This window comes from Bergeyella porcorum (genome assembly GCF_042427575.1).
Lineage (GTDB): Bacteria > Bacteroidota > Bacteroidia > Flavobacteriales > Weeksellaceae > Bergeyella > Bergeyella porcorum.
The window spans coordinates 137,362-149,730 of the sequence record NZ_JBHMFD010000013.1 but is presented as its reverse complement, the minus strand read 5'-3'; the positions used below and the strand labels follow the sequence as shown (position 1 = coordinate 149,730).

The 12,369-nt window shown below is 38.9% G+C and carries 11 protein-coding genes and 1 tRNA gene; 7 read left to right on the top strand and 5 right to left on the bottom strand.

Going from position 1 to position 12,369, the window contains the following annotated elements:
- Positions 1–73: 73 nt before the first annotated feature.
- The 3 genes from ACFFUE_RS08795 to ACFFUE_RS08785 form a co-directional block, all read right to left on the bottom strand.
- Positions 74–415 carry a hypothetical protein gene (locus tag ACFFUE_RS08795; protein WP_376834531.1) on the bottom strand — a complete coding sequence of 114 codons (342 nt, stop codon included), beginning with the start codon at positions 413–415 and terminating at the stop codon, positions 74–76.
- A 273-nt stretch (positions 416–688) separates the two neighbouring features.
- Positions 689–2,701, bottom strand: a complete 2,013-nt coding sequence (locus ACFFUE_RS08790; RefSeq protein ID WP_376834529.1) for a TonB-dependent receptor domain-containing protein — start codon at positions 2,699–2,701, stop codon at positions 689–691.
- 115 nt (positions 2,702–2,816) lie between these two features.
- Entirely contained in the window at positions 2,817–3,173 is a 357-nt protein-coding gene (locus ACFFUE_RS08785) for a hypothetical protein (protein ID WP_376834527.1), read from the bottom strand.
- A gap of 253 nt (positions 3,174–3,426) precedes the next feature.
- On the opposite strand from ACFFUE_RS08785, the gene pfkA reads away from it, so the two are divergent.
- From pfkA to ACFFUE_RS08765, 4 genes are all read left to right on the top strand, one after another.
- A complete protein-coding gene (pfkA, locus tag ACFFUE_RS08780; RefSeq protein WP_327984091.1) occupies positions 3,427–4,416 on the top strand; it encodes a 6-phosphofructokinase in 990 nt (329 codons plus the stop codon).
- Positions 4,417–4,461: 45 nt separating this feature from the next.
- Positions 4,462–5,466, top strand: coding sequence for a type I glyceraldehyde-3-phosphate dehydrogenase (gene gap / locus ACFFUE_RS08775; protein WP_327984090.1), 1,005 nt, complete (start codon positions 4,462–4,464; stop codon positions 5,464–5,466).
- Between the two features lie 635 nt (positions 5,467–6,101).
- Positions 6,102–7,151: a recombinase RecA gene (gene recA / locus ACFFUE_RS08770; RefSeq protein WP_376834525.1), complete on the top strand. Its 1,050-nt coding sequence runs from the start codon at positions 6,102–6,104 to the stop codon at positions 7,149–7,151.
- Between the two features lie 56 nt (positions 7,152–7,207).
- Positions 7,208–8,185, top strand: coding sequence for a deoxyhypusine synthase family protein (locus ACFFUE_RS08765; RefSeq protein ID WP_327984086.1), 978 nt, complete (start codon positions 7,208–7,210; stop codon positions 8,183–8,185).
- A gap of 53 nt (positions 8,186–8,238) precedes the next feature.
- Here ACFFUE_RS08765 and arfB read toward each other — a convergent pair whose 3' ends face one another.
- The gene (gene arfB, locus ACFFUE_RS08760) at positions 8,239–8,631 is read right to left on the bottom strand and encodes an alternative ribosome rescue aminoacyl-tRNA hydrolase ArfB (protein ID WP_327984085.1); all 393 of its coding nucleotides are present in this window, start codon (positions 8,629–8,631) and stop codon (positions 8,239–8,241) included.
- Positions 8,618–9,673 (bottom strand): AMP-binding protein, encoded by a 1,056-nt coding sequence (locus ACFFUE_RS08755; protein ID WP_376834522.1) that lies wholly within the window; start codon positions 9,671–9,673, stop codon positions 8,618–8,620. The genes arfB and ACFFUE_RS08755 overlap by 14 nt, the downstream gene beginning before the upstream one ends.
- 93 nt (positions 9,674–9,766) lie before the next feature.
- Between ACFFUE_RS08755 and ACFFUE_RS08750 the strand changes: the two genes are divergently transcribed.
- The 3 genes from ACFFUE_RS08750 to ACFFUE_RS08740 all read left to right on the top strand — a co-directional run bounded on the left by ACFFUE_RS08750 (position 9,767) and on the right by ACFFUE_RS08740 (position 12,249).
- Positions 9,767–9,837, top strand: a tRNA-Gln gene (locus ACFFUE_RS08750).
- A gap of 430 nt (positions 9,838–10,267) precedes the next feature.
- Entirely contained in the window at positions 10,268–10,978 is a 711-nt protein-coding gene (locus ACFFUE_RS08745; RefSeq protein WP_376834520.1) for an ABC transporter ATP-binding protein, read from the top strand.
- A gap of 41 nt (positions 10,979–11,019) precedes the next feature.
- Positions 11,020–12,249, top strand: a complete 1,230-nt coding sequence (locus tag ACFFUE_RS08740) for an ABC transporter permease (protein WP_376834518.1) — start codon at positions 11,020–11,022, stop codon at positions 12,247–12,249.
- Positions 12,250–12,369: the final 120 nt, after the last annotated feature.

The window sequence follows — 12,369 nt, the reverse complement described above, 5'->3', positions numbered from 1 at the left end:
CCCTCCTTTAGCTTTGATAGCCCTACTTCCCCTTGTGCAAAGCCATAGGGAAACGTCTCTATCAAAGCGAAAACTAAGCTACCTGAGGCGGGCCTCTGAGCCTGAAATAAGTTTTCTCTGATGATGATTTCTTTGAAAGATACGGCGTTTTTTCTTCGCTTTGCCCTTGTAACATCAGGGCTTTGAACTCAAACGATGAAGGCAAGGTAAGTGCTTTGATGGAAACAAAATGACACACCAAACAGTCCTGTGCATCTGCCCAATCTGCTGATGGTGTGTATTGCTTTTCAAAACCGCTCTTCCCCGAAAAGCCGTGAGAATGATGATGAAACTTTGCAGAACCTAATGCTACAAAGAGATACACCGATACCATCAGTGCTGCACTTAGTTTTCGTAAAGTTTCATTTTTAAACATTGGGGCAAAGATAATGATTAATTTTTTTTACCAAAAATAGCATTGCTCCCTACCTTATGGAAAACTCTTCCGTATGTTTTGAGAAAAACTCCCGTATGTTTTGGAAAAAACTTCAGTATGTTTTGGAGAAAACTTCAGTATGTTTTGAAGAAAACTCTCGGGAGATTTTAAATCCCGCTTCTGATGGGCTATCGCAGCCGTTATAGATGATGCTCTATACAATAAGAGAAAACCACCTCAGATATTGAAGTGGTTTTCTTGGTTTCTCATTATTTAGAATGTATAAGAAAAGCTTAATGCAAAATTTCGCCCAGGGGCTAAAATCCTTTGGTTCTTATCCATTGATAGCGTTCTGCTTAGATGTTCTGCATAGGCTCTATTAAGCAGATTGTAAACCTTGGCTGTGATGGAAGCGTTTTTAAAGATTTCGTACCGAGTGTCTATATCTATGGTGTAGAAATCGGGGGTTTTCATCTCTCCAAATCCTTGGTTTATTCGGTTTTGAGGAGCTACATACCTCAGCTTAGCCTCTATAGTAATGGGGCTAAAATCTGCCAATAGATTCCATCTAAAATCCAATGGTGCTATTTCGGGCAGAGGCTGTTGGGTTTCTATATCCTCTGCATAGGTATATGCCATTGCCCAATGGGTTCTCAGCTTGGGTATTACCTGCCAACTAAGACTGGCTTCCACACCTGCTTTCAGAGCCTTGTCTATATTCATATACTGCCTTACACCTGGGCTAGACATTCCGTATTTTGTGATATTAGGATTGATAATCCCCGATATATAGTTTCGCATATAGGATACAAAACCATCTATTTGAAAATAAATATTCGGCTTTCTAAAACTTAATACCATATCTGCCTGATGATTGGTTTCAGGCTTTAGTTTGGGATTCCCCACCATTTCATAAGCATCTAAACCTACTACAAATCTATTGATAAACCGCTCGGTAAGGCTCGCACTTCTCTGCCCTCTCCCTGCCAAAAGGGATAATGTAAAGCCTTTGCCCAACTGCTGTGTATAATCTACACTAACGCTATGATTGAGCTGCTGACTCTCCACATCTCCATATAACGCTCTGAACAATTGGGATACTTCCTCTGCATTTGCATTACTATAATCCATTCGGTAGGCTAATGTAAGACTTCCTTGATTCAATTTTCGTTGATATTCATTGAACCAACCCATCTGGAAGATGCTTGAATTTTGCCAAGCAGAACCATCTCTAGCAGGCATCATCATTGGCATTATCATACTGATATTTTCAGCGTGTTCGTATTTATAATCCAATCCCGTGTATAGGGTATTATCCCGATGGGATAGTTTAAGCTCTGTGCGTGCTCCATAGGTCTGAGATGCTACATCAGAAACCATTGTACGGCTGGTATTTCCCATAGAATGTTTTACATTGGTATAGTAGGCATTCACATCCAGATGCTTCACAATAGCGTTTCTAAACTTAGCCAAATGTTTTGCTTGAATCATCCAAGTTTTATCGTAGATTAAATCCATATGAAGGGCAGCAAACTCCACATCTCTACTCTGGTTGGTATTGATGTGTAAAGATGAAACATTATTCTCATTCCACTTAAAAGTTCCCTTCGTGCCACCGCTATATCTAAGAAACGCTGACCGAACTTCATTACCATTACCATCTTTATACGCTTCCCCCGATTGATATGTTCCCAAAATATCCCACACCAGCCGAGGTGAAGCGAGAGTAGCAGAAAACTCATTTCTTAGAATATTGCCATTGCTTTCATATCCTGTGGATAATCTTCCTCCTAAAGTAGGTTTTTCAGAAAAAGATGCCATTTTAGTCACGAAATTGATGCTTCCTCCAAGTGCTGTACCATACCGCAACTGGTATGGCCCTTTATAAATCTCCACACTTTGCATTGCATTCATATTCACCTGACTAATGGCGGGGTCCATTCTACTAGGACAAGCATTGATGGCATTAGCCGCCCCATCTACCACTATGCTGAGCTGTTCATATTTAAACCCTCTCAACACTGGGTCTGTAGCGTAGTTTCCCGCCTTTCGGATACCACTCATCTCAGGCGTATGATTAAGAAACTGACCTGCATCGTGCCCTAGAAAATCAGAAGACAACACTTCCACTCTTTTTTGATTTCCCTTTGGTGAAAGTTTCAAAAGCTCTATCACTTTGATATTGTGCAATAAGCTATCTCTATCTTGTTGTCCGTACACATTTTGCCCTAAAAGGCATATTACGGATAAATTTAAAATTGTAATCTTTATGGTTTTTTGATTCATAATTCTTGATTTTTTGTTCATAACAAACGATACAATACACAGCAAAATGTAGCGACTTTCTGCTCATCGCTATTAATTTCGGTGTACTGTAATAATTTCAAATCCTTAAAAAAAATCAAGAAATGGGAGGGCGTAATAAACGGCATAAAAAACCAACACTCTCCGACTGTAATCGATGAAAAATAAGTTGTGGTGCGTATTGCTCTATTTTTTTGAGAGGTTCTATCTTAAAAGGCGTGGAAGACGCATAAAAATCAAATTTTAAAGTTGCCATACCATAAGGCAGCGTTTTATTTTCGGTATTTTTTCTCACCTGACACTTCCCGTGGCAGTCCAACTGTGGCTCTGCTTGATTGATACAATATTGCTCGTAGAAAGCTCTATTGATATGATAATCTACCAAGAGTATCATACTTTGAACCCCCAATAGGAGTGCCAATAAAAGTGATATGAAATAATGAGCAACCTTCATATTACAGAACTTCGCAAAAGTAATCAATAAATATTTTAAACCTCAACTGATACATATCAGCAAATATCCTAAATCCATTTTCTTCCCAGCGACACAAGCCCCATCAACCCTCTGATTATTAAAACCATCCCCTCACAAAACCTTGACCATTCACCTTGATTATTAACCAAAAATTCATTTATTTTTTTCAGTCTTCATATCGTTTTCATTGTTTTTATTTTGTAAATTTGCTAAGTCAATAGAAAAGTAGATTATGACGACAAATTCCAGAGTAAAAAAAATAGGTGTTCTTACCTCGGGAGGAGATTCTCCTGGGATGAATGCTGCCATCCGTGCAGTAGTGAGAACCGCCATCTACTACGATATAGAAGTTGTAGGCATTAGAGAGGGGTATAATGGTTTAATACAAGGTAACTTTACCAAATTAGGGGCTCGTTCTGTGAGTAATATCATCAATATGGGGGGAACTATCTTGAAGTCCGCTAGGTCTCTTGAGTTTAAAACCAAAGAAGGAAGACAGAAAGCGTATGACAATTGCGTTGCCCACGGTATAGATGCTTTGGTATGCATTGGTGGTGATGGTACTTTTACGGGAGCTCAGATTTTCGGGGAAGAGTTTGGCATCAAAGTCATTGGCGTACCTGGAACCATTGATAACGATATCTTCGGGACAGATAATACCATTGGCTACGATACCGCTCTGAATACCGCAATGGAAGCCATCGATAAGATTAGAGATACTGCCACCTCGCACAATAGAATTTTCTTCATTGAAGTGATGGGGCGTGATGCTGGCTTTATCGCCCTAAATAGTGGTATTGCTACGGGGGCTATAGACATCCTAATTCCAGAAGAAACAGATAGCCTGGAAGAGATGTTCAATACCTTTGAAAAAGCGAAAAAGAGAGGAAAAAATTCCAGCATTGTAGTAGTAGCAGAGGGAGAAACACTTGCCACGACTTATGAATTAGCCAAAAAAACCAAAGAACAATTCCCAGAAGCAGACATCCGCGTTACCATCTTAGGACACATCCAGAGAGGAGGAGCCCCAAGCTGTGCCGACCGCGTTTTAGCTTCTAAGCTAGGCTATGGTGCCGTAACAGGACTTATGAAAGGACTGACTAATGTAATGGCAGGGGTGCGTTCTAACCATATTGTGTACACGCCAATAGAAGATGCCATTAGAAAGCATAATGAAATCAACCAAGAATTATTAACAATTTCTGAAATTTTAGCACTTTAAAATCATTAAAAAAATAATTTATTAATCTAATAAAAATCAATTATTATGTCAAAAATCAAAGTAGGTATTAACGGATTTGGTAGAATTGGGCGTCTTGTTTTCAGAGCAATGACGGAGAGAGACAACATCGAAGTAGTAGGTATCAACGACCTTATCGATGCTGAGTATATGGCTTATATGCTAAAATACGACTCTGTACACGGGGAGTTTAAAGGAGAGGTTTCTGTAGAAGGTAGCGACCTTGTAGTGAACGGAAAAAAAATCCGTGTAACTGCAGAAAAAGACCCTAACAACCTTAAATGGAACGAAGTAGGTGCTGAGTACATCGTAGAATCTACAGGTCTTTTCCTTACCAAAGAAGCTGCACAAGCTCACATCAATGCTGGTGCTAAAAAAGTAGTGCTTTCTGCTCCTTCTAAAGATGATACTCCAATGTTTGTAATGGGTGTAAACCACACTACGCTGACAGATGATATCAAAATCTTCTCTAACGCTTCTTGTACTACCAACTGTCTTGCTCCTTTAGCAAAAGTGGTACACGATAACTTCGGAATCGTAGAAGGTTTGATGACCACGGTACACGCTACTACAGCGACTCAAAAAACTGTAGATGGTCCTTCTGCTAAAGACTGGAGAGGTGGGCGTTCTGCTCTTAACAACATCATCCCTTCTTCTACAGGTGCTGCTAAAGCAGTAGGAAAAGTAATCCCTTCTCTTAACGGAAAACTTACAGGGATGTCTTTCAGAGTACCTACAGTAGATGTTTCTGTAGTGGACCTTACTGTAAGATTGGAAAAAGAAACAACTTACGAAGAAATCTGCAAAGCAATGAAAGCTGCTTCTGAAGGTGAATTGAAAGGCATCTTGGGTTATACAGAAGATGCAGTAGTTTCTCAAGACTTCGTAGGTGAAAAGAGAACTTCTGTTTTCGATAAAGATGCAGGTATTATGCTATCTCCTACCTTCGTGAAACTTGTATCTTGGTATGATAACGAAATGGGATATTCTAATAAATTGGTTGACCTATTGGTACACTCTGCTTCTTTGTAAGAAGATTGTTATATTGATATTTCATAAAAAGGAACTTCCAGCGATGGAGGTTTCTTTTTTTTGTTGGATTAAAGATTCAGTTTAACGCTTAAAATCTATGGTTTAATCTGAGTTAAAATACAAATACCCTTTTACTACCTATTAAATACCCTTCATTAATGTATTAAATACCCTCCCGAAGGGGATAAAATACCTAACCCAACCCTATTAAATACCCTTTATTAATACATTAAATACCCTTCCGCAGGGGATAAAATACCTAACCAAACCCCATTAAATACCCTTTATTAATGTATTAAATACCCTTCCGAAGGGGATAAAATACCTAACCAAACCCTATTAAATACCCTTCATTAATGCATTAAATACCCTCCCGAAGGGTATTTTTTTCTGTTCTAAAGAGTATTCTGATATGAAACCAGCTATTTTAGGCTTGTGTAGAGGTTTTTCATTTCCTACAGGTTAAAGTTAGCATTTTAAACTTGTTTTGGGAAGCATTATATTCTGAGAAACCCATAGCAATTAATTTTCTAAAAGAAATCATCCGTGATTTTTAGTGCTTTTAACCTAATGACTAAAATATTATCATCTAAAATCTAAAATTTTCCGTACTTTTGAAAAAATTTATAGACAATATGAGCACATCTGAAGATAAAAAAAACAGCACAGCAGAAGGCAAGAAAAGCGGAACTATAGAAGACAAGAAAAAAGCCTTAGCATTAGCCCTTGAAAAACTAGACAAAACCTACGGAAAAGGTACCGTAATGAGAATGGGCGATGCCAATATAGACGACTCTATAGAGGTGATTCCATCGGGTTCATTAGGCTTAGACCTTGCTTTGGGCGTTGGTGGTTATCCTAAAGGAAGAATTATAGAAATCTATGGTCCAGAATCTTCTGGTAAAACCACCCTTACCCTACACGCCATTGCCGAGGCTCAAAAACAAGGGGGCATTGCTGCCTTCATAGATGCAGAGCACGCTTTTGATAGCATCTATGCTAAAAAATTAGGCATCGACTTAGACAATCTGATTATTTCTCAGCCAGATAACGGAGAACAAGCATTGGAGATTGCAGATAACCTCATCCGTTCAGGAGCCATAGACATTGTGGTGATAGACTCCGTAGCTGCCCTTACCCCAAAAGCCGAAATAGATGGCGATATGGGTGATTCTAAAATGGGGCTTCACGCAAGGCTAATGTCTCAGGCATTGAGAAAACTTACCGCTACCATTTCTAGAACCAAATGTACTGTGATTTTCATCAACCAATTAAGAGAGAAAATAGGCGTAATGTTTGGAAATCCTGAAACCACTACTGGAGGTAATGCCTTGAAATTCTATGCTTCGGTAAGAATCGATATCAGAAAAGCGAGTGCTCCCATCAAGCAAGGTGATGAAGCCATCGGAAGTCGCGTAAAAGTGAAAGTGGTAAAAAATAAAGTAGCACCGCCTTTCAAGCAAGCAGAATTTGATATTATGTATGGTGAAGGGGTTTCTAAAACCGGAGAGATTCTAGACACTGCTGTGGATTTAGGTATTGTAAAGAAGAGCGGCTCTTGGTTCAGCTATGGAGATACCAAACTGGGACAAGGTAGAGATGCCGTGAAAGACATCATTAAAGACAACCCTGAACTGGCAGAGGAACTGGAAAATCAAGTAAAAGAAATGATTCTAAACAAATAATCGTTTCACTGAAACTAACAATTTAATTATTTCTATCTTTGCGAAAATCAAAAAATATGAGCAATAAACCCATTACAGAATTTATCGAGAAATATTACCTACACTTTAATGCCGCTGCATTGGTGGACGCTTCCAAAGCTTATGTTGCCCACCTGAAAGAAGGTGGAAAAATGATGATTACCCTTGCAGGTGCTATGTCCACAGCTGAGTTGGGAAAAATCTTAGCCGAGATGATTCGTCAGGATAAAGTACAATTCATCTCTTGTACAGGAGCCAATTTGGAGGAAGACCTAATGAACCTCGTGGCACATACCCATTATAAAAGAGTACCCAACTATAGAGATTTGACCCCAGAGCAAGAGTGGGAGCTTTTAGAAAAAGGACTCAACCGCGTTACCGATACTTGCATCCCAGAGGAAGAAGCTTTCAGAAGATTGCAAAAACACATCTACGAAATTTGGAAAGATGCGGATAACAAAGGAGAGCGTTACTTCCCACACGAATATATGTACAAAATGTTGCTTTCTGGCGTATTAGAGCAATATTATGAAATTCCAAAAGAAAACTCTTGGATGCTTGCCGCAGCAGAGAAAAATCTACCGATTGTAGTGCCAGGTTGGGAAGACTCCACAATGGGGAACATCTTTGCAAGCTACTGCATCAAAGGAGATTTAAAACCATCTACAATGAAATCTGGTATTGAATATATGACTTACCTTGCAGATTGGTATCCTAAAAACTCTGGAGGGAAAGGTGTAGGCTTCTTCCAAATCGGTGGAGGTATTGCAGGGGATTTCCCAATCTGCGTAGTGCCAATGCTTTACCAAGATATGGAAATGCACGATATTCCGTTTTGGTCTTATTTCTGCCAAATTTCAGACTCTACCACTTCTTACGGTTCATACTCTGGAGCGGTGCCAAACGAGAAAATCACTTGGGGCAAGCTGGACATTAACACACCTAAGTTCATTGTGGAATCTGATGCTACCATCTGTGCACCACTGATGTTCCAATATATTTTGGAAAACTCTTAATCATCAACAATCTTTAACAATAGAAAAAAAATGCTCAGCTTGCTGGGCATTTTTTAGTATCGGAATTTCCGTTGCTCCTTCTTTTCAGACATTTTTTTCTTAGCCTGCAAGCGTTTTTCAATTTGAGATTTTGAAGGCTTGGTTTTCAGTCGTTTTTTCGGAATAATCAACGCTTGATTGACCAATATGAGGATTTTCTCCGTTGCCAATTTCTTATTCTGAAGCTGAGTACGGTATTCCGATGCAGAAACTTGTAATAAGCCCTCCGCACTGATTTTATTTTTCAGCTTTACTCTAATCCTTTCAATTTCAAGCTCGGAAAAACATTCAGTTTCTTCCACATTCCAAAGAGCCGTCACCGCCGTTTCCACCTTGTTCACATTCTGCCCTCCTGCTCCACTACTCCGCGTGGTTTTATATTTTATCTCGTTGCTAAAGTCTTTCATTTTCTATTTGGTTTAGAAGTTTTTTTCGCTCCACTTTTCCATTTGGGGTTCGGGGGATTTCTTCAATGAAAATAACATCCTTAGGACGGTGATATTTTTTTTCAAACGCAAGGTTTTGCACCAATTGCTTCAGCTGCTCAGAGGGGTCTCCTTCAATCACAGCAATCAATCTCTGTCCCAATATCTCATCAGGAATCCCTAAAAACACCACTTCATTCTGGATTTCTTTTTTAGCCAAAGCTTCTAATGCTTCGGGAACTATTTTCGCACCACCAGAGTTGATGATATTATCTACCCTACCTAAAAACCTAAATTGTTTTTCATTTTTAAGTTCCACCATATCATTGGTTTGCAATACTTCGGCATTAAGTTTCGGTGCAAAAATCCTTAAACAATCCCTTTCATTTGTAGAAATACCTACCCCTTCCAAAATGGTAAAAACCTTTTCTTCTTTGGGAAAAATTTGCCTCAAAGCAATGTGAGAAAGAGTTTCGCTCATTCCATAGGTTTCATAAATCGTAGTTTGATGATGGTCATCTTCTAAAGTTTTAGCTTCCAAAGCCTGATAGATTTTCTTTTTAAGTTGCTCAGAAACAGCAGCTCCGCCAATGATGAGTTTTTTTATCAAGTGTAATTTGTCCAGCGAATGTTCCACTTGGAGTGGCGTCATCGCACAGAAATCTACTGCTTTCACTACATTTTTTAGAGGCGTAAGTGATGGCGACGAAGCGATGAGTTGCAAATTTCTTTCCAAAGCTCTCACTACCATCATTTTTCCAGAGATATACTGCGTAGGCAAGCAGAGCAATGCCGTTTGATTCTCCTTCAAATCCAAAAAATCACAAGTCATTTTAGCAGAATTGCGCATTTTTTCTTTCTCAATCTCAAAAATTTTTGGTATTCCTGTAGAGCCAGAAGTCTGCACAGATACCTTATCCGAAGTAGAAAACCATTCTTCAATAAAAAAAGTTACTTCTTCCTCATATTTTTTATCTTCTGATAAATAATTTATTTTCAAATCATTAAAAAAATCACCACGCATAGTAGAGTAAAAATTTTAGGTAAAAATAAAAAAAATACTGCAATCCTCTTGCATTGAATAAAAAAAGTTGTATATTTGCACCACGAAAAACAAAGACCCATAGTGTAACGGTAGCACACCAGATTTTGGTTCTGTTTGTCGGGGTTCGAATCCCTGTGGGTCTACAATCACACTCCAATAACTCGTTGATTTTCAGCGGGTTATTTCTTTTTATAACTGATTTTGCCGACATTTTACCGATTTTCGCCAACAAAACAAAAAGCCTCAGCGTATTTGTTTGCTGAGGTATCTAAAAAAAGTATTAATCTTGATTCATAGAAGATGAAAAAAAATAGTTCCACCTCGCCCCTTGAAGAACTGAAAGAAGGAGAAGTATTATTGGAGTTAACCCTCAAAAAAACAAAAAATAATTAAATTTGAACCCGATTATCAACTTAAATTCGCTTAAATTTTGGATACAGTATAGGGGATACCATATAGGGTATAAATTTAGCTCCACCTCCAAAAGACAACTTATTCATTTTTTTTATTAAAAAGTGGTACTGTTGTAACAATCCGTCCAAAATTGTTACTTATATAAGAAAAACAACCGCAATGCTGAAGATAGAAAATCTCCACAAATCTTACGATATTGGACAAAGCCAACTCCACGTTCTTAAAGGAATTAATCTGGAAATATCAGAGGGAGAATTTGTTTCCATTATGGGGAGTTCTGGCTCTGGAAAATCTACACTACTGAATATCATCGGAATTTTGGACGAGAAAGATAGCGGAACTTACGAGCTAGACGGCATTCCCATAGAGCATCTCAATGAAACTAAAGCCGCTGAATACCGCAGTCGGTTTTTAGGATTTGTCTTTCAGTCATTCAATTTGATAGGTTATAAAACGGCATTAGAAAATGTGGCGTTACCTCTATACTATCAAAATGTTCCCCGAAAAGAAAGAAACCAAAAAGCCTTAGAATATTTGGAAAAAGTAGGCTTGGCTCAGTGGGCGAATCACTATCCAAATGAGCTTTCAGGAGGACAAAAACAAAGGGTTGCCATTGCCAGAGCTCTTATTACCAATCCGAAAGTGATTCTTGCCGATGAACCTACGGGAGCATTAGACAGTAAGACCACCCACGATATTATGAAACTTTTACAAGACATCAACAATGAGGGCAAAACCATCATCATCGTTACCCACGAGCCCGATGTAGCTGCACAAACCAAAAGAAATGTCTTCCTAAAAGACGGCGTGATAGAGACCGATGAAATCATCACACAGCAGGTATTAGGAGAATATTCAGCGTCTGTATAGAGGAAATTTACAGAAGTATAACCAGCCAAAAAAAAGAAAAAATGTTTGATATAGATCGTTGGCAAGAGATATTCAGCTCCATTCGCAGTAATGTCTTGCGTACCGTACTTTCGGGGTTTACGGTAGCTTTGGGATTGTTTATTTTCATTGTTTTGTTTGGCATCGGTACAGGATTGCAAAACGCGTTTACCGATGGATTTGCAAGAGATGCCAAAAACTTGATTCAGATTTTTACCGACCGTACCACCATTGCCTATGGGGGAATGCAATCTGATAGGCTCATTGTTTTGAAAAATGAGGATTACCAAGATATCATTGACCAGGAACCTGAAAAAATAGAATATGCCTCACCACAATACAGTGCAGGACTGATGGTAAAGTACGATAATGAAGGCGGTGTTTACCGTATTTCTGGTTCCAATGGTGATGAAAAAAACATCGAAAACAGAACGCTGGTAGAGGGACGCTACATCAACGAAGGGGATATTGCTAGAGGACAATATGTGGCGGTTATTGGGCGATTGGTTCAGAAAGATTTAATCAAAAAGAGCAATCCCATAGGAAAAGATATCAATATCAATGGAACGATGTTCAAAGTGATTGGCGTATTTGCTGATGAGGGAGGCGATTGGGAAGAGCGTGCCATCTCTGTACCCATCAGTACCTTACAAAAGATGAAGAAAAACTCCGATACCCTTAGCAATATTCGGCTTACCTACCATCCAGAGCTTACCCCAAAAGAGGCTTTGGAATACAGTGATAGGATAGAAAAACACCTGAAAGCAAAACATAAAGTTTCCCCTGATGATGAAAATGGCATCTGGGTAAGAAACAACGCTAAAAACCTAGAAGACACTTTTTTATTTATGTTTGTGCTTACCATCATTGTAGGGTTTATTGGTTTGGGGACGCTTTTGGCTGGGATTATTGGCATCAGCAATATTATGGTGTACATTGTGAAAGAACGCACCCAAGAGATTGGCGTAAGAAAAGCCATCGGAGCCAAACCGAATAGCATTATCGCATTGATTCTTCAGGAAAGTGTTTTTATTACTGTGATTTCAGGATTTGTAGGAGTTGGTGCAGGGGTTTTGACCTTAAAAATGATTGGCAATAGCTTAGAGAAATATTTCATCAAAGACCCTAATGTAGGGATAGGGCTCATCATTGCGGCGTTCTTTTGTTTGGTCCTTTCTGGGTTGCTAGCAGGGTTTATCCCCGCATACAGAGCCAGTAAAATAAAACCGATAGAAGCGTTGAGAAGTGAGTGATTGTGAGATGTTAGATGTTAGATGTGAGATGTTAGATGTTAGAAGGTTAGAAGGTTAGAAAGCTGTAGAGATAATTGTTAATTGTCAATTGTTAATTGTAAACCAACTCAAAACTCAGCA

Excerpts from the sequence above, each read along its gene's own strand:
- ACFFUE_RS08795 (WP_376834531.1), bottom strand. The coding sequence starts at position 415 with ATGTTTAAAAATGAAACTTTACGAAAACTAAGTGCAGCACTGATGGTA.
- ACFFUE_RS08790 (WP_376834529.1), bottom strand. The coding sequence starts at position 2,701 with ATGAATCAAAAAACCATAAAGATTACAATTTTAAATTTATCCGTAATA.
- ACFFUE_RS08785 (WP_376834527.1), bottom strand. The coding sequence starts at position 3,173 with ATGAAGGTTGCTCATTATTTCATATCACTTTTATTGGCACTCCTATTG.
- pfkA (WP_327984091.1), top strand. The coding sequence starts at position 3,427 with ATGACGACAAATTCCAGAGTAAAAAAAATAGGTGTTCTTACCTCGGGA.
- gap (WP_327984090.1), top strand. The coding sequence starts at position 4,462 with ATGTCAAAAATCAAAGTAGGTATTAACGGATTTGGTAGAATTGGGCGT.
- recA (WP_376834525.1), top strand. The coding sequence starts at position 6,102 with ATGAGCACATCTGAAGATAAAAAAAACAGCACAGCAGAAGGCAAGAAA.
- ACFFUE_RS08765 (WP_327984086.1), top strand. The coding sequence starts at position 7,208 with ATGAGCAATAAACCCATTACAGAATTTATCGAGAAATATTACCTACAC.
- arfB (WP_327984085.1), bottom strand. The coding sequence starts at position 8,631 with ATGAAAGACTTTAGCAACGAGATAAAATATAAAACCACGCGGAGTAGT.
- ACFFUE_RS08755 (WP_376834522.1), bottom strand. The coding sequence starts at position 9,673 with ATGCGTGGTGATTTTTTTAATGATTTGAAAATAAATTATTTATCAGAA.
- ACFFUE_RS08745 (WP_376834520.1), top strand. The coding sequence starts at position 10,268 with ATGCTGAAGATAGAAAATCTCCACAAATCTTACGATATTGGACAAAGC.
- ACFFUE_RS08740 (WP_376834518.1), top strand. The coding sequence starts at position 11,020 with ATGTTTGATATAGATCGTTGGCAAGAGATATTCAGCTCCATTCGCAGT.